At 36.6% G+C, this 17054-nt stretch carries 20 protein-coding genes; 9 read left to right on the plus strand and 11 right to left on the minus strand.

Features of this window, described 5'->3' with window-relative positions:
• Positions 1 to 82: 82 nt before the first annotated feature.
• From rpmG to MZO21_RS02065, 3 genes are all read right to left on the minus strand, one after another.
• Positions 83 to 238, minus strand: a complete 156-nt coding sequence (rpmG, locus tag MZO21_RS02055) for a 50S ribosomal protein L33 (RefSeq protein ID WP_001205031.1) — start codon at positions 236 to 238, stop codon at positions 83 to 85.
• A gap of 12 nt (positions 239 to 250) precedes the next feature.
• The gene (rpmB, locus tag MZO21_RS02060) at positions 251 to 487 is read right to left on the minus strand and encodes a 50S ribosomal protein L28 (RefSeq protein WP_000048256.1); all 237 of its coding nucleotides are present in this window, start codon (positions 485 to 487) and stop codon (positions 251 to 253) included.
• Between the two features lie 165 nt (positions 488 to 652).
• A complete protein-coding gene (locus tag MZO21_RS02065; protein WP_154773366.1) occupies positions 653 to 2101 on the minus strand; it encodes a coniferyl aldehyde dehydrogenase in 1449 nt (482 codons plus the stop codon).
• 113 nt (positions 2102 to 2214) lie between these two features.
• On the opposite strand from MZO21_RS02065, the gene MZO21_RS02070 reads away from it, so the two are divergent.
• The 7 genes from MZO21_RS02070 (at position 2215) to yddG (ending at position 7976) form a co-directional block, all read left to right on the plus strand.
• On the plus strand, positions 2215 to 2904 hold the full coding sequence (locus MZO21_RS02070; protein ID WP_154773367.1) for a TetR/AcrR family transcriptional regulator: 690 nt from the start codon (positions 2215 to 2217) through the stop codon (positions 2902 to 2904).
• 88 nt (positions 2905 to 2992) lie between these two features.
• Positions 2993 to 3859: a formyltetrahydrofolate deformylase gene (purU, locus tag MZO21_RS02075; RefSeq protein ID WP_154773368.1), complete on the plus strand. Its 867-nt coding sequence runs from the start codon at positions 2993 to 2995 to the stop codon at positions 3857 to 3859.
• Between the two features lie 239 nt (positions 3860 to 4098).
• Positions 4099 to 4899, plus strand: coding sequence for an energy transducer TonB (locus MZO21_RS02080; RefSeq protein ID WP_228273460.1), 801 nt, complete (start codon positions 4099 to 4101; stop codon positions 4897 to 4899).
• Positions 4900 to 4919: 20 nt separating this feature from the next.
• Positions 4920 to 5543, plus strand: a complete 624-nt coding sequence (locus MZO21_RS02085) for a MotA/TolQ/ExbB proton channel family protein (protein ID WP_154773369.1) — start codon at positions 4920 to 4922, stop codon at positions 5541 to 5543.
• Entirely contained in the window at positions 5543 to 5947 is a 405-nt protein-coding gene (locus MZO21_RS02090) for an ExbD/TolR family protein (protein ID WP_154773370.1), read from the plus strand. The genes MZO21_RS02085 and MZO21_RS02090 overlap by 1 nt, the downstream gene beginning before the upstream one ends.
• Positions 5948 to 6149: 202 nt before the next feature.
• A complete protein-coding gene (locus MZO21_RS02095) occupies positions 6150 to 7082 on the plus strand; it encodes a DMT family transporter (protein ID WP_171501334.1) in 933 nt (310 codons plus the stop codon).
• 9 nt (positions 7083 to 7091) lie between these two features.
• Positions 7092 to 7976, plus strand: coding sequence for an aromatic amino acid DMT transporter YddG (gene yddG, locus MZO21_RS02100; RefSeq protein ID WP_154773371.1), 885 nt, complete (start codon positions 7092 to 7094; stop codon positions 7974 to 7976).
• A gap of 63 nt (positions 7977 to 8039) precedes the next feature.
• On the opposite strand, the gene MZO21_RS02105 is transcribed toward yddG, so the two are convergent.
• Complete coding sequence (locus tag MZO21_RS02105) at positions 8040 to 9287, minus strand: YihY family inner membrane protein (RefSeq protein WP_154773372.1); 1248 nt, start codon at positions 9285 to 9287, stop codon at positions 8040 to 8042.
• 114 nt (positions 9288 to 9401) lie between these two features.
• On the opposite strand from MZO21_RS02105, the gene wrbA reads away from it, so the two are divergent.
• Positions 9402 to 9995 (plus strand): NAD(P)H:quinone oxidoreductase, encoded by a 594-nt coding sequence (wrbA, locus tag MZO21_RS02110; RefSeq protein WP_154773373.1) that lies wholly within the window; start codon positions 9402 to 9404, stop codon positions 9993 to 9995.
• 19 nt (positions 9996 to 10014) lie between these two features.
• Here the strand turns inward: wrbA and MZO21_RS02115 are convergent, their stop codons facing one another.
• From MZO21_RS02115 to MZO21_RS02130, 4 genes are all read right to left on the minus strand, one after another.
• Entirely contained in the window at positions 10015 to 10371 is a 357-nt protein-coding gene (locus MZO21_RS02115; protein WP_248103210.1) for a hypothetical protein, read from the minus strand.
• Positions 10372 to 10499: 128 nt separating this feature from the next.
• Positions 10500 to 11075: a xanthine phosphoribosyltransferase gene (locus MZO21_RS02120; RefSeq protein WP_171501335.1), complete on the minus strand. Its 576-nt coding sequence runs from the start codon at positions 11073 to 11075 to the stop codon at positions 10500 to 10502.
• 88 nt (positions 11076 to 11163) lie between these two features.
• On the minus strand, positions 11164 to 11877 hold the full coding sequence (locus MZO21_RS02125; RefSeq protein ID WP_248103212.1) for a DUF3108 domain-containing protein: 714 nt from the start codon (positions 11875 to 11877) through the stop codon (positions 11164 to 11166).
• A gap of 150 nt (positions 11878 to 12027) precedes the next feature.
• On the minus strand, positions 12028 to 12702 hold the full coding sequence (locus MZO21_RS02130) for a hypothetical protein (RefSeq protein ID WP_154773376.1): 675 nt from the start codon (positions 12700 to 12702) through the stop codon (positions 12028 to 12030).
• 228 nt (positions 12703 to 12930) lie between these two features.
• Between MZO21_RS02130 and MZO21_RS02135 the strand changes: the two genes are divergently transcribed.
• On the plus strand, positions 12931 to 13809 hold the full coding sequence (locus tag MZO21_RS02135; protein WP_154773377.1) for an energy transducer TonB: 879 nt from the start codon (positions 12931 to 12933) through the stop codon (positions 13807 to 13809).
• 106 nt (positions 13810 to 13915) lie between these two features.
• Here the strand turns inward: MZO21_RS02135 and ybeY are convergent, their stop codons facing one another.
• The 3 genes from ybeY to miaB are packed head-to-tail and all read right to left on the minus strand — an operon-like array spanning position 13916 to position 16989.
• Positions 13916 to 14398, minus strand: coding sequence for an rRNA maturation RNase YbeY (gene ybeY / locus MZO21_RS02140; protein ID WP_154773378.1), 483 nt, complete (start codon positions 14396 to 14398; stop codon positions 13916 to 13918).
• Between the two features lie 25 nt (positions 14399 to 14423).
• The gene (locus tag MZO21_RS02145) at positions 14424 to 15497 is read right to left on the minus strand and encodes a PhoH family protein (RefSeq protein ID WP_154773379.1); all 1074 of its coding nucleotides are present in this window, start codon (positions 15495 to 15497) and stop codon (positions 14424 to 14426) included.
• A 37-nt stretch (positions 15498 to 15534) separates the two neighbouring features.
• Positions 15535 to 16989: a tRNA (N6-isopentenyl adenosine(37)-C2)-methylthiotransferase MiaB gene (miaB, locus tag MZO21_RS02150; RefSeq protein WP_248103214.1), complete on the minus strand. Its 1455-nt coding sequence runs from the start codon at positions 16987 to 16989 to the stop codon at positions 15535 to 15537.
• Positions 16990 to 17054: the final 65 nt, after the last annotated feature.

A 17054-nucleotide genomic window follows, 5' to 3' on the forward strand; every position in this document is an offset into this window, starting at 1 on the left:
TATTTTTAAAGTGTAGCAAGTCGCATAAAAAAAATGCAAAAAAAAACGACCTTGACGGTCGCTTTTTTCAAAAAAACTAAAATTATTTAATTTTAGCTTCTTTAAAGATTACGTGTTGACGGATTTTTGGATCAAATTTTTTGATTTCCATTTTTTCCGGCATTGTACGTTTGTTCTTAGTGGTAGTGTAGAAATAACCTGTACCAGCAGAAGAAACTAGACGAATTTTATCACGCATTGTCGTAACTCCTTAGATCTTTTGACCTTGAGCACGTAGGTCAGCAACAACCTTTTCGATACCCAATTTGTCGATAATACGCATACCCTTAGTAGTTAGACGAAGACGTACGAAACGTTTTTCGCTTTCTAACCAGAAACGGTGGTGGTGCAGGTTCGGCTCGAACCGGCGCTTAGTTTTGTTGTTGGCGTGTGAGACGTTGTTACCAACGACTGGACGCTTGCCGGTAACTTGGCAAACCTTAGACATGGTGTAACTCCATTGATTTAGCCAACAGCAAATCTGTATGGCCAGTCAAAAATAAACGGATTGAATTCATTCAAGGGGCGTTTTATACCAAAAATACGCTTAAAAGACAAGCGATTTAAGATAAAACAAGACATGATGCTGTTTAATAGCTCATGCCTTGATCAGTTATCGAAGAAGAGTCTTCGAAATAAGTCGATGAATCGGCTTGTCAAACGGTGGGAGAATGAATTTCAAGCTATACAACTTGGGATTAGACATCATAGACCGTTCATGTGACAAACTGAAAAATCCTTCAGGACCGTGATACTTGCCCATGCCTGATGCACCTACGCCACCAAATGGTAAATCGTCTTGTGCAACATGAGTCAAAACAGTATTCAATCCGAAGTGACCTGAATGTGTGCGCTGTACAATATAATCTGCACGCGCCTGATCAAAGTCGAAATAGTATAATGCAAGTGGACGCGGACGGCTATTAATAAACGCAAGAACATCATCTATTTGATCATATTCCATTATAGGAAGAATGGGACCGAAGATTTCATTCTTCATAATTTCCATGTCAGAAGTCACGCCAGTCAAGATTGTTGGCACAATTTTTCTATTTAAACTTGCATCTTCACTTTGTGGATTTATTTCAATAATTTTTGCACCAAGTTTTTTTGCATTTTCTAAATATCCCTGCAAACGATTATATTGTTTGTCATTCACAATAGATGTGTAATCGGGGTTATTTAAAATACTTGGGTACATATCGAATACATAAGTTTCAAATTGCTCGATGAATTCTGCTGTTTTGCCTTTTGGTAAGAACATATAGTCGGGCGCAACACAAGTTTGTCCTGAATTCCATAATTTACCAACGGCAATACGTTGGGCAACATCGCTCATGTCACTTGATGAATGCACAATAACAGGCGATTTTCCGCCAAGTTCTAAAATAACAGGAACCAAGTTTTCTGCGGCAGCCGCCATAATGGTTTTACCCACAGTGGTAGAACCTGTAAAAATAATTTTATCGAATGCTAAATGACAGAATAAGTCAGAAATAACACCGCCACCATTTACCACAGCAACTAACTCTTGTGGAAATGCTTCTGCAATAGCTTGTTCAAGTACACGGCCAAAATTGGCAGATGCACTCGAAATTTTAATCATTGCGTGATTGCCAGCAGCAAGCGCGCAAATAAGGGGACCAACAGAAAGTAATAAAGGATAATTCCACGGTGTAATAATGCCAATTACGCCTAAAGGTTGATATTCGACCCATGCTTTTGCAGGTTGATGAATGATTCCAACGTGGCGCTTAGAGGGTTTCATCCAAGTGCTTAGGTTTTTACTATAATATTTGATATGCTCTAAACACGTGAGAAGTTCACCAATTTTGGTTTCGCTTATAGAGCGATTACCATAATCTTGATTAATCGCATCTGCAAATTGGTCTTGGTATTTCACTAAAACACGTTTTAATCGGGCAAGTCGGTCTATACGTTCCTTCGCGCTTGGCACAGGGTAACGCTGATAAGCAAATTTTTGTAATGATAGAAGCTCGTTTAAATGGGTTTCGTCAAATGATTGTGCGGTCATGGTTGTATTTTTTGTTTGACTGTTCATAGCAAATTACATTTAATAAAAGCGATTAATTAAGTTTTTAGAGTATTTACTCTAAACAGTCAAGATACTTTATGTTAGTTTGCTAACATTTTATACAGAATGGTTATGTCAGGATGTCTCAATCAAAAACGGTCAAAACCAAAGAGCGTATTTTACAGTTAAGTTTGCAATTGTTTAACGAACGCGGTGAGCGTTTAGTTACAACAAATCATATTGCAGCAGAGCTGAATATGAGCCCTGGAAATTTGTATTATCATTTTCGTAATAAAAGTGAAATCATTAAAGAGTTAATGGAGCAGTATCAATCTGAAACGCTTGAAATGCTTGCTTTGCCAGATGATCGTGCTTTAGATGCAAACGATAAAATTCGTTATTTCCAGGTATTAAGTAGCCAGCTTTGGGCATATCGTTTTCTGCATCGTGATGTTTATCATTTGGTCGAAAATAACGAAGATTTTCGTAAAATGTATCCGCGATTTGCAGGTCAAGTGATGCAGCAAGGACAAAAAGTTTATAAAGCTTTTGTAAATGCTGGATTAATGGAAATGACAGATTCAGAAATTGAAGCTTTAATTATTAATTTATGGATTGTTTTAACCAACTGGACAAACTTTTTATATATGTCGGGTCATATTAAAGATTCGAATACATTGGAAGAAAAATGGGTATGGCAAGCATTACGTCAAATGGTCTTCTTAGAAGGTGCTTATTTACGTGGTGAAAGCCGAAATACCTATGAAGGATTGTTAGAATCTTTTGGTTCATCTGAGTTGTTTGAGAGCCTTTCATCTGCAAAAAAATAGATAGTGAATAATTCTATTTTGTTGGCAAACGAAAAAGCGTTAGAATGCTCGGCTTATTTTAATTTACTGATTAGCGATATAAACCAACATGAATATGACGACTGCCAACACTGCACGTTTGTTAATTACCTGTGAAGATAAACCAGGTATTGTGCAAGCTGTTTCTAGCTTTTTGTATCATCAAGGAGCAAATATTACAGCTCTAGATCAATATGCTACAGCGGCTCAGGGCGGGCGTTACTTTATGCGTGTTGAATTTGAGTTAGATAATTTACAAAGTCGTAAAGAAAATTTAACGCAAACTTTTGCATCGAACGTGGCAGAACGTTATGACATGCAATGGCGCTTGGCATTGGTAAGTGATGTTAAAAAAGTGGGTATCTTAGTTTCAAAAGTAGACCATGCATTACTTGAACTTTTATGGCGTCATGCACGTGGTGGTTTACCATGTGAAATTACGAAAGTTGTTTCTAATCATGAAACATTACGTGAGTCTGTAGAAAACTTTGGTATTCCTTTTGAAGTTGTACCTGTAAATAAAGAAAATAAGCGTGAAGCTTATGCGCAAATTGATGAGTTAATGCAAGGTAACGATTTACTTGTTCTTGCTCGTTATATGCAAATTCTAGATGAGGAATTTGTACAAAAATGGGAAATGAAAGTCATCAACATCCATCATTCATTCTTACCTGCTTTTGTGGGTGCAAACCCATATAAACAAGCGTATGAAAAAGGCGTTAAGCTGATTGGTGCAACTGCGCATTATGTAACAGCAGATTTAGACCAAGGACCAATTATTGAGCAAGATGTAGAGCGTGTAAACCATGACTTTACCGTAGATCAGCTTCGTGATTTAGGTCAAGATGTAGAGCGCAACGTTTTAGCACGTGCGGTTAAATGGCATTTAGAAGATCGTATTATTGTAGATGGTAATAAGACTGTTGTTTTCCAATAAGTCTTTATTTGATACAGATAAAAAGGCATACTATTAGTATGCCTTTTTTATTGAATATATGAATTATCAGTAATATAAATCAATAAAAAAGTAATAAAAATAGACAAATTAAATGTTGCAAATGAAAACACTTCTCATTTATCATTGTGGCACTTTAATTGTACAGACCGATAAGTTTAATTGCTGATTTAAAATTTACTTTAAATATGTAATTTTGCTTTTGAAGGTAAAAGAATTTAATGACTCAATCTGCCTCACCTATGATGCCTGAACATAATCCGATGAAAAAGAAAGTCGTTATTGCTTTAACAGCAGTAATTGTCGGACATTTGAGTGTGATGTGGGCTTTGAGTCATATCAAAACTTTAGAAATAAAGCCAAATGAAACAAAGCCAATGAGCGTTCGTTTTGTCACAATTGCAGATGAACCCGTTGTTGAGCCTGTAGTAGAACCTGTTGTTCAACCGCCTAAGCCTGAACCTAAACCCGAACCTATTGTGAAGCCAAAAGTAATTGCGCAAAAACAACAGGTAACAGAGAAGAAAGTTCAACCTCAAGAAGAAGTTGTAGATAAGAAAAAACTTGAGAAAGAGCGTTTAGATAAGTTAAAGCAACAACAAGAACAGCAAGAGCAACAAAAGCGTTTAGAACAGCAACAGCGTGATCAACAGCAACGTGAGCAAGCTGAACGTGATCGTCTTGCAAATGAACAACGTGAAAATCAACGTCGTCAGCAAGAACTGAATACACCGAAAAAATTGAACATTGGTCAAATTTCTTGGTCACGTTCACCAAAACCAGTTTATACAAACAAAGATTTACAAGGCTCTAATCGCATTATTGTTGTTTCTATTGAAGCAGATGCGAAGGGCAGTATTACAAATGTACGAGTAATTAAATCGAGTGGTCTTAGCGCCCTTGATGAAAAAATTGTACGCGCTGTAAAAGGTGCAAAATTCAAACCATATAAGGAAAATGGTATTGCATATCCGTTTAAAGCGGATCAACCATTTGAACTTACATTGAATTCTAACGGCTAACATTTATCAGGAGTTCGAGTATGAACTTTTCAGTTTATTGGCAACATGCAGATGCAGTCAGCAAAACACTTTATTTTGTGTTGTTGATTATGTCTATTACAACATGGACTGTTCTTATCTTGCGCTTGATGGGAACGCGCCAACTTAAACAAATCGCTTATGCTCAACTTTCTAAAGCTATTGCTGCATTGAAAAATAAGCTTTCACCTTTATCGTTCGAGCAACGTAAAGCTGTGGCAGAGCAAGCACTTCTTCGTCAAATTTCAGTTGAAAAATCTTCTGCTGAAAAAGGCATTGCAGTGTTAGGAACAATTGCTTCACTTGCACCATTTGTAGGTTTATTTGGTACGGTTTGGGGTATTTTCCATGCTTTAGTTGCCGTAGGTAAAAGTGGTCAAGCAGGTTTAGCACAAGTTGCAACACCAGTTGGTGAAGCACTGATTATGACTGGTTTTGGTTTGGCTGTTGCGATTCCTGCAGTAATTGCATACAACATCTGCATGCGCTTCAACAAAACGTTAAATAACGAATTACAAGACCATGCACACAGCTTATTAATTGACACAATGTTGCAGCAAGATTCATCAACTCAAAAAGTTGAAGTGAAAGCAACAGAAAATGGTTTAGTTGGAGGTCAAGTTTAATGGCTTTTCAATTGGGTGAAGACAACGATAGCGGCATGAATGAGATGAACCTCATTCCACTTATCGACATTATGTTGGTATTGATGATCATCTTTTTGGTGACAGCAACCGTTGCCAACCCATCAATTCCATTAACCTTGCCACAAACGACTGCTGAAATCCAAGATCAGCCACCAAAAGCAATTACTGTAAGCATTAATGCAAATGGTGATGTTGCTTGGGATGATAAAATGATTAGTTTAGATGAGCTAGAAACTCGTTTTAACGAAGCAGGTCAGCAAGCGCAAAAACCAACTGTGCAATTACGTGCAGATAAAGAATCTAAATACGATACAGTTGCTCAAGTAATGTCACGTGCGAGTGAAGCCGGACTCAGTGATATTGCCTTTGTAAACGAAAATTAAAATTTAGAAATTTCTTAAAAAAAGCGATCTATTTAGGTCGCTTTTTTGTGCATGAATTTTGTGTTTAACCCTCAATAAATTATTTAAATGAGTTTTATACATACAAAAAAGATTTTAATAAGGTGACTTGTTATCTAATTAATCATATATATTTCAGTTAGGACATTACTCTATGTCTAGTTATTACAGGTAAGTATATATAGTGGAATTGCGTAAGCCGCTAGATGCTCAAGCATCTGGCTTAATGGTCATATTGTGTATTGTTTGGGGTATTCAACAGGTTGTACTTAAAATTGCTGCACCTGATATTTCTCCTATTATGCAAATTGCAATTCGGTCTGGGCTTGCAGCAATTTTGGTTTACCCATTAATTAAGCTAGAGCAAGGAACACATTTATATTCGAAAGAATATTTGCTTCCAGGTATTTTGGTGGCATTTTTATTTTCTGCTGAATTTGTTTTTGTGGCTGAAGCTTTACGCTTTACGTCGGCTTCTCATACCGTTGTTTTGCTTTATACCGCACCTATTTTTGTCGCTTTAGGTTTGCATTGGAAATTACCTTCTGAGCGTTTATCTGTAATTCAGTGGGGCGGAATTTTTATTGCATTTTCAGGTATTGTTTTATCTTTTATGGGGCGTGAGCAAAAAGTAGGTGTAGATTTACAGCAAGTATTATTTGGTGATGTTCTAGCGCTAAGTGCAGGCATTATGTGGGCGTTTACCACTATTGCACTACGTTTAACAAAATTAGGAGATGCTCATCCTACGCAAACGCTTTTTTATCAATTGGTAGGTGGTTGCTTGTTCTTATTGCCTGTTGCATATTTTACAGGGCAAACAGTTATTCATTGGACAGTACTTACTTTAAGTAGTTTGGCATTCCATGTGCTCATTATGTCATTCTTTAGTTTATTACTTTGGTTCTGGTTGCTTAGAAAATATTTAGCAAATGGATTAGGTGTTTTTTCCTTTTTAACGCCAATTTTTGGTATGGTCTTTGGCGTTGTTTTTTTAAATGAAAGCATTGAAACCAATTTTATTTTAGGCACTTTGCTTGTAATGGCAGGAGTATTTATTGTGACACTCCATCAATGGGTTAAGCGCAGTTTGGCTTTTCCTAAATCTCTTAGATAAATTTTAAAAATGAATACTGTAAATAAATATACATGGCTAGGTTTTAGTTCAATATTAATTTGGGCTAGTTTGGTGGCAGTTGTAAAACTCATTACTGAACAAGTGACACCTGTTTCAGGCATCGCCATGATTTACAGTTTTAGTGCTTTATGCATTTTAATATTCGGTAGCATGCCGTCACTTAAAGAAATGCCAAAAGAATATTTATATGGCTGCGGTATTTTATTTGTTAGCTATGAAATTTTATTCTTAATCTCTATTGCGCTGTCACATAACCATGAGCAAGTTTTAATTATTGCGATGATTAATTACTTATGGCCGCCCATCACCATTTTATTTTCTATATTTGCAAAGCAATTAAAGTTTAATAACTTTGTTTTTGTTGGATTTATTTTGGCTGTAATTGGTTTATTGCTTGTGGTGAATCCACGAATATTAGAAATAGCACAGTTTATTCATGTGTTAGAGCAAAATCCCAAAGCGTATTTCTTTGCCTTTTTAGGTGCAATTTTGTGGCCGTGCTATAGCGTTTTAACGAAAAAATATGCACAAGGATATAACGCAGTTCCTTTATTCTTTGTGCTTACAGCGGCTTCATTGTGGATTCTACACTTTGCATTAAATGAACCATTCATTATGCCAAGCCTGAATTTATGGTTGGCAATTGCAGTTGTGGGAAGCTTGATTGGTATTGCATATAGCAATTGGAATCAAAGTTTACAATTTGGGAACATCCAAGTATTAATTTTAGCAACGTACTTTATGCCAATTTTATCATCCCTAATGTCTATGCTTATTTTAGGTGTAATTCCTTCTTTTGCATTTTGGATTGGTACAGCATTGGTGACAGTGGGTGCATTAATTTGTTGGAAATGTACGTTTGCAAACAATTGAATCCATTGTGAAAATAGCGAATTAGAAAGCCCTTTATAAAAGGGCTTTCTAATTTTAAGAAGATTACTTTGCTTCAAATATTTTAGAAAGAGGAATAGAGAGCTTCGCAGATAAATAGTCATCTGCCTCAATAAGTGCAGGCCCTATTTTTTCCATCCATTCATCATGTTCAAGAACATCACCAATGTCATGTTTATGCGGTAATGAATAAGGTAGATTGCTATAAAAATTCCAAAAATCGACTTGAGATAAATTTCGAACAAGCACGAATTTATCGTCATCTGTACGTTTAATTAGATCTTGTTTCTCGAGCATTAAAATGTATGAAGGCAAGCGTCCAATTTCATCACGTCCTAAAACTTCTAAAGCTTCGTGTTCACTAACAGATTTTCCAACTTTTTGCTTTTTATAGAACAGCTCTAATAAATCTAAAAGCATGAGTAAAGGATGACGTTTTTGATCTTTTCCTGAATTAAATGCAGTTAAGGCATAGCTAATTTCAACACCAAGTAAAACAATATTCCATGACAGGAAAATCCATAAAAGGAAGATTGGAACGGCAGCAAAAGCACCATACACAATTTGGTAACTGGTGAAATTCGACATGGTATAGCCGAATAAATTTTTCAATAATTCAAACACAACGGCACTAAAGAGACCCGCAATAAGTGCAGCTTTTATAGGAACATTACGGTTGGGAATTGTCCAATTTAGAATAAAAAAACCAATAACAGTGAGGGAAAATGAAATTGCCCATAAAATAAATGCACCATCTAACTCATAGCCTGCAAAGTTATTGCTTAATACATTCATAGATGCGAGCGTTGATGAAATAACAAAGGCACTGCCAAGTAAAATGGGACCTAAAGAAATAATTGTCCAATAGCGCATAAAACCTAAAATACCACCGCGTGTTTCTTTTACACGCCAAATTCGGTTAAACACCGTTTCAATACTCGTGAGCATCATCACTGTAGTAAAAAATAAGAACAGCACGCCAATAATGGTCAAATTGCTCGATTTTTCTGTAAATGCACTTAAGGCTTTGTCGAATGCAATGGTGGTATTGGGTAAGAAATTACTATAAATGAGTTGCTGTAATTGTTGTCTGGCTGGTTCTAGTGCTTTAATTGAAGAAATAATAACAAGAAAAACAGTAAGCATTGGTACTACAGCAAACAGGGTTGTATAAGTTAGAGATCCTGCTTGTTCACGGCAACGGTCTGCTTCAAAGCGTCGTAATACAAACAAAATAAACTGAAACCATGTCTTTTCATAAAAAGGTAGTTTTTTAAAATACTCAATGATCATGCTTTAGTAATCTCAATTGTTTTTAATGATATTTCTCAACTTTCTTTAATAAGCTTACCCAAAAAAAGATAAAAATACCGTATAGTTTTCTTTTTTGTTCCGTTTGTTAAAAATATGCAACCCTACATTTTAGTTCTATATTACAGTAAATATGGCTCAACAAAAGAGATGGCACATTTAATTGCAAATGGTGTCGAATCTACGGGCATGGCTGTAAAAATTCGTACAGTTCCTAATTTATCAACTGTGGTAAAAGAGGCGGAGCCAAGTATTCCAAATGATGGTGATATTTATTGCACCTTAGATGATTTGGCTAATTGTTCAGGTTTGGCATTAGGCTCACCAACACGTTTTGGTAATATGGCATCGGAACTGAAGTATTTCTTAGATCAAACAACAAGTTTATGGCTAAATGGTGCATTACATAATAAACCTGCAAGTGTATTTACTTCTTCAGGCTCTATGCATGGCGGGCAGGAAAGCACTTTATTGACTATGCTTCCACCGTTATTTCATCACGGGATGATAATTTTGGGTTTAACCAATGCAAAGCCTGCATTATCGAATACTAAAACAGGTGGAACACCTTATGGTGCAACGCATGTAAGTGGACCACGACACGACCAAAGCCTAAGCCAAGATGAAAAAGGCTTATGTGAAGAGCAGGGAAGACGACTTGCTGAAACCGCGTTGAAATTATTGAAATAATAAAATGAAAAGGAGAATATTAATTCTCCTTTTTTTCTGCCTTAAAACGTTTGCCACATTTGTTACATTGGTAATCTAAGAAAATTCTTTGATCGACAATAACACCTGCTTTTTTGCCAAAACGATGACCTAAAAAACCACCCGTAATACCTACGCTAATTGCACCAACGAAAGTTCCTACAGTTCCGCCTACAATAATGCCTAACGGACCTGCAACTGTTCCAATAGCAGCACCAATAGAAGCACCAGATGCTGCACCACCAACAGTACCTGCTGTTGCTCCTGCACCACTAAGTAATACGCCGCCTATTTTTTGAAGGTTTTGTTCATGGTTGCGTTGTTCAATTTCGCTAGATCCACATTTAGGACATTGCATTATCTTATTCCTTGATTTGTGTGTTTTTAATAAAACACTTTAAATGCTTATTTTGAGTTTAACCGACTCTTTAAGATAATTGGATATAAAAAAAGCGCCAATTGGCGCTTTTTTTATTTTCACGAATATTAATCGCGAACAAATTCAACAGTGCCATTTGCTAAAGATTTAACACGAGCTAAAGATTCTACGCGGTAACCTTTTTCAAGAAGTAAATCACGACCTGGTTGGAATGATTTTTCAATCACAATACCAATACCAATAACTTCAGCATTTGCTTGGTGAATTAAGTCTGCAAGACCTAAAGCTGCTTGACCATTTGCCAAGAAGTCATCAATAACCAACACTTTATCAGTTGAGCTGATGTGTTTGTTTGAAATCGCAATTGTGCTTTCAATTTGCTTAGTGAAAGAGAAAACTTTAGAACGATACAAATCATCTTTTAAAGTTAAAGATTGGTATTTACGTGCAAAAATTACAGGAACACCAAGCTCTAAACCAGCCATTACTGCAGGCGCAATACCAGAAGCTTCAATGGTAATAATTTTTGTAATACCCGCATCTTTGAATAGACGAGCAAATTCTTGACCAATGAGTTGCATCATTGCAGGGTCAATTTGGTGATTTAAGAAAGAATCGACTTTCAGAACTTCCTCAGAAAGGACGATACCTTCAGCTAAGATTTTCTGTTCAAGTGCTTGCACGGGAGAATCCTCAAAAGCAGTTGCTTTTTAAAGCAAAAGCGTATTTTAAAAAGCAACTGAAAAAATGCAAGCGAAATTAACAAATTCCTTAACTTGTTTGTCCTTTATAGCTTGTTAGTAACAGTCCATAAGATGTTTTTTTATCGACATGGGTTACTTTTACAGGCAGGTAATCTAATTTAGGTGCTAACCAGAAAATTGTTTCACGACCAGGTTTATCGTGCTTTAACACAACTTTCATGGTGTCGAAAGTACCATAGCTTGTAGTTACTTTTTCATTTCCTTGTTTTACAAATTTACGTGCTTCAATTTCTTTTGCATCAGCAAGATAATAATTCGATTTTAATGTGCCTTTTTTCAAATCTTCACGTAACTGAAGTTCTGCATTTAGCTCATCTAAAACACCTGCTTTCCAAGCAAATGAACGAGTTTTATCATCTTTTTTGGTATTAATTAATTTTGTACTTGGATTAAAGTTAATGCTCATAGTGTTGTTATGAACAAGAACCTTACTTGTGCGGCTAAAGCTTGTAGATGAAATTTGTCCATTATTCAAAGTGAATTTACTAGTTTCAGTTGCAGAGGCTAAACCAACTGCTTTTGCAACAAAAGCGTATGACCAATTGTTGCCAGACTTTGCTAATGTACGTGTCGCTGAACCAATATTTTTACCATTGTAGCTAAACTGATAACCCGCCTGAAATGGACTCATTGCAAAGCTTTGGCTTGAAATTGTACCCAATACCGCCGTTACTGTAAGAGCAGAAGTAAGGCTGAGAGTTTTTAAAATTTGTTTAGCCATATATTAAATGTCCTTTACGTAATGGAAGATGAGTTCCACAGCTTGAAATGAGTTTTAATGATTATGCATTTAGATCATGAAGATAAATCTTAGATTTTTTTCTTTTCTGTATCTGAAATGTAGCGCTGTAAATTGCTATAGCATCGTACGCTATTTCTGTTTAATTGGCGTAACGTCAGATTCGGTGAAGTCTGTAACATTACTTTCTAGTCGCTCACTCGACATTTTGCTAAAAAGCGCCACTAAATTAACATTGCCAAAAACAACAAGTTGAGCTTCACGAAGTACAGCATGATTTACGTTTACCTTGGCTAAAGTATCAATAATCGATTTATTTTTGCCAAGCCAACGGTTTAAGTCTAAATAAAGTAAATCATCTTTTACTTTAATCACATTTAGTTTTTCTAAAATCATGCCTAAAGGATCTTTATTTAAAACTTTTTGATAGAACCATAAAGCACATTGAACACCACCTTTATGAAACACACTTGGATATTTAGCATCTAAAATTGTAGTTTCACTAATTTGTTCAAATACAATCAACTGAGATTTTTTATTGAGTTCCATCAGCGCAAGTTTTAAATCGACACTTAATGTAATATTTAGCCCGTTGTAATCTAAGGTTGCATAAAGGCGTAACCAATCATCATGTAAATCTGCATGAAGATCTTTTAACATTTTTACATTATCGGTAACGAAACGCTGAAATGTGGCGTTCAGAAACACTTGAGACATTGGAAATTCACGTTCGTCTTCAATGTAATCTTCAGCTTTTTGATAAGCTTGTTTTAAGCGAGCGGAGATATTTGAAATGATCGTTTGCATATCGTGTTCCAATGATTGGGTCTATCTTTGACTCAAATTACTTTAATTGTATTAAAAATTCGAGTTTATCGCTTGCAGTTTATCAAAATAAATAGCACCATTTTCAATAGTTTATATGCTTGATTTATTTGTTGATAGGTTTCGCTTTTATCTATAAAAATAGATAACTCGATCTATATTATTCTGTTTTTACAGTTTGGGAAAACCGACTTTTGTCCGTTTATTGTGATGTCAATTAAAATATTTTTAACACCTTTTAGAAGCCACTGGTGGCAAGATTCTATTTTTACTGCATCATTGTTGATTGCAGGATTTTTGCATCTCATTGTTTTGACTCTACAATTTGCAGAGCCAACAGCAACTGACACATCGACAAAAGATATTGCAGTTTCTATTCGACCTGCTGAAAAAGAAGTAAAAAATGCAGATTTTTTAGCACAAGAAAATCAACAAGGGGCGGGGACATTTCGTGAAGCACATCGGATATCAAGCGATATGCCTGCTGCGATGGAAGATTTAAGCGCTGGTGAACAACAACTTAAAAGTTTAGAGCAAATGCAACAACAACGTGAATTGAGCTTTGAAGAAAAAGTGTTAATGACCACGTTAAGTTGGAAAAAAGAAGCAGAGCAAAATAACCGTAAAAAGGCGATGGAACAACTCAATAGCCAATTTCAAGCCAAAGCAGCAATGGTTGCAAGCATTGAAGCACAATATTTAAAACGTCAGCAAAATTTCAGTCGTACTCAAAAAGTAAAAACTTTAGATGGCATTCAGGCGAAAAAAGACGTTTCAGCAGCGTATATGGATAAATTCCGTGAAAAAGTAGAATTTTACGGTAATCGATATTATCCAGAACAAGCTAAACAAATGCGTTTATCTGGTGAAGTTCGCTTAATGGTTATCTTAAATGCGAATGGCGGTATTCGTGCAATTCGTTTAATTGATAGTTCAGGTCATGCCATTTTAGATGAGGCAGCTAAAGCCTCGGTTCGTAAAGCAGCACCGTATGGTGCATTCGATTCTAAAATGAAAGATATCTCAGAGCTTCGAATTATTCGTACTTGGCGTTTTGATCCTGCTGAAGCTGAAATTGAAGTGAACTAAAGCTTTCAGTCTATTTCCTTCTCCTTCTAGGAGATAGTTAAGTAGAGGTCTGTTCAATTTTCTCAAATAAAAAAGCGAGCTCTAGCTCGCTTTTTAAAATTCAGAATTAATCTTGTTCTAAATATGGATTTTCAAAACCTAATTTAGCAAGAATTTCAATTTCCAATGCTTCCATTTCGTCTGCATCTTCATCTGAAGTTTCGTGGTCATATCCCATTAAATGCAAAGTTCCATGAACAAGCATATGGGTGAAGTGAGTGAGTGGAATTTTATTTTGTTCCTGAGCTTCGCGTAATACAACAGGAATGCAAATGACTAAATCGCCAATTGGAAATGAATCTAAAATTTCAGCCATTTCATCGGGAAGGTCACTTGGGAAAGATAAAACATTGGTCGGTTTATCTTTGCCGCGATATTCTAAATTGAGTTTGTGGCTTTCATCATTATCGACACAAGCAATACCAATTTCACAATCACTTTTTGTGTCGATATGGCGTAAAGCTGTTTCTACAACTTTTTTAATATGAGCACGCTTCAAGACCAATTCAGGTGCTTGAAAATCCTGTTGTAGAGAAAGACTAAGCTTCAAAACAAATCCTTAAATCATGTTTAAATTAGTCTTGTGCATCTGCTGCGGCATCATTTTCAGCAATTAATGCCGCTTGGAGCGCTTTACGTTCCGCACGAGCTTCTGCACTAAGACGTTGATGTTCGCTATCCCATCCTTCGTATGCTTCAACAATTTTTTGTACCAATTGGTGGCGCACAACATCGCGTGAATGGAAGCGAGTAATATGAATTTCTTTTACATTTTCAATAACACGTAATGCATGTGATAAACCCGATTGTTGTCCTCGAGGTAAATCGACCTGTGTTACGTCACCTGTAATGACGGCACGAGAACCAAAACCTAAACGGGTTAAAAACATTTTCATTTGTTCAGGTGTAGTGTTTTGTGCTTCATCGAGAATAACGAAAGAATGGTTGAGTGTGCGACCACGCATATAAGCAAGTGGAGCAACTTCAATGACTTGGCGTTCAATCAGTTTTGCAACCTTTTCAAAGCCAAGCATTTCGTACAATGCATCGTAAAGTGGACGCAAATAAGGATCGATTTTTTGAGATAAATCACCTGGTAAAAAACCGAGCTTTTCACCTGCTTCAACAGCAGGTCGAACCAGTAAAATACGTTGAATCTCATTACGTTCTAACATATCTACAGCGGCAGCAACTGCAAGATAGGTTTTACCTGTACCGGCAGGGCCAATACCAAATGAAATATCACTTTGTAAGATGCGTTGAACATAACGCTTTTGGTTTGCACCACGCGGGTTGATGCGACCTTTTCGAGTTTGTAGATAAACATCTTCTAGACCTGTATGTTCTTGGTCTAAATCCGTTTGTAGTTCACGGTCAGTTTGGCTGCCTTGAATCATAAGATGCAAGGTGTCTGATGAAATCTGCTGAGAAAGTTCAGCTTCGCTATGCAGACGTTGGAGCAAGCTTTCGGCTCTCTCGACTGCTTCTAGATCACCATCGACAAAGAATTCTTCGCCACGATGGGAAATTTGGACATTCAAACGTTGTTCGATTTGTTTTAAGTGACCGTTATAAGCACCTAACATATTCTTTAAACGGTCAACTGAAACACCAGGAAAAGCTACTGTACGTCGAATCGTTGCAGTCAAGAGAGTTCCTTAAAAGTAATCTTGTTATAACCCTACATTACGCTACGTCAGGTTCAAGATTCAAGAGCTCACCGTAAACTAAATTTAAAGTTTTTATTTCAGTGATTTCAATTTCTGCAAAACGTCCAACCCAAGATGCATCACCAATAAATGTCACATAACGCGTGTTGTCTGCTGTACCCACTAAAAGGTCAGGGTCTTTGTCGGAAACTTTTTCAATAAGAACACGTTGGATTGTGCCTAGCATTGCATCTGTCTTATCAATACTTGAGCGTTTAATCCATTGTTGAACTTTAGCTAAGCGTTCTTTTTTCACATCTTCAGAAATTGTATCTTCCAATTCTGCCGCAGGAGTTCCCGGACGTTTTGAATATACAAAGCTATAAGAATGGTCAAAGTCCATGTCTTTAATAAACTGATAGGTTTCTTCAAAGTTTTCATCTGTTTCGCCAGGGAAACCAATAATGAAATCTGAAGATAAATGCATATCTGGACGAACTTTACGTAACTTGGCAATTTTTTCGATGTAAACATCAATGGTATGGTTACGCTTCATCGCCTGAAGGACATCATTTGAACCACTTTGTACAGGCAAATGAAGGTGAGAAACCATTTGTGGTAAATCTCGGTAGCATTGAATTAAGTCATCGTTAAATTCAAGCGGGTGAGATGTGGTGTAACGTAAACGACCAATTCCCGGAATTTCTGCAACTAAACGAAGTAAATCTGCAAATGTACAAATTTCACCTTCGAAAGTTTCACCACGGTAGCCATTTACGTTTTGACCTAATAGTGAAATTTCACGAACGCCTTTTTCTGCCAATGTTGCAATTTCAGCAAGGACATCATCGAGTGGGCGTGAAACTTCTTCGCCACGTGTATAAGGCACAACGCAGAAAGAGCAGTATTTTGAACAGCCTTCCATAATTGAAACAAATGCTTTATGACCTTCAACGCGCGGTTCAGGTAAAAAGTCGAATTTTTCAATGTCAGGGAAAGAAATATCAACCAGTTTGATTTTTTCTTTTTTAGGTTTTTCAATTTGGTCAAAATGCTGATCGAGCATTTGTGGTAAACGGTGTAAAGTTTGTGGACCAAAAATCATATCAACATAATTGGCACGTTTTTGAATGTTGTCACCTTCTTGAGATGCAACACATCCACCAACACCAATAATTAGGTCCGGATTTTTTTCTTTTAGCTTGCGCCAGCGACCAAGTTCAGAAAATACCTTTTCTTGTGCTTTTTCACGAATGGAGCAGGTATTCATAAGTAGAATATCGGCCTCTTTCGGATCTTTGGTTAACACATAGCCGTGTGAATCGCCTAGTAAATCTGCCATACGATGACTGTCATACTCATTCATCTGACACCCTTGCGTTTCGATGAACAGTTTTTTTACTGAACCGTTGGCTGGGGTGTGCTGTGGCTGGGTAACAGTGTTTTCTGAGGCAGCTTGGGCACTATTTGGAATGAAGGTTTGAACCGTCATGTAGGCTCCTAAAAGATAAATCTTTATGAAACATGCTCTTGTGGCAGTATAGAAGACCTAGTGGC

Source organism: Acinetobacter portensis (genome assembly GCF_023158935.1).
In the GTDB taxonomy this organism is placed as follows: Bacteria; Pseudomonadota; Gammaproteobacteria; order Pseudomonadales; family Moraxellaceae; genus Acinetobacter; species Acinetobacter faecalis.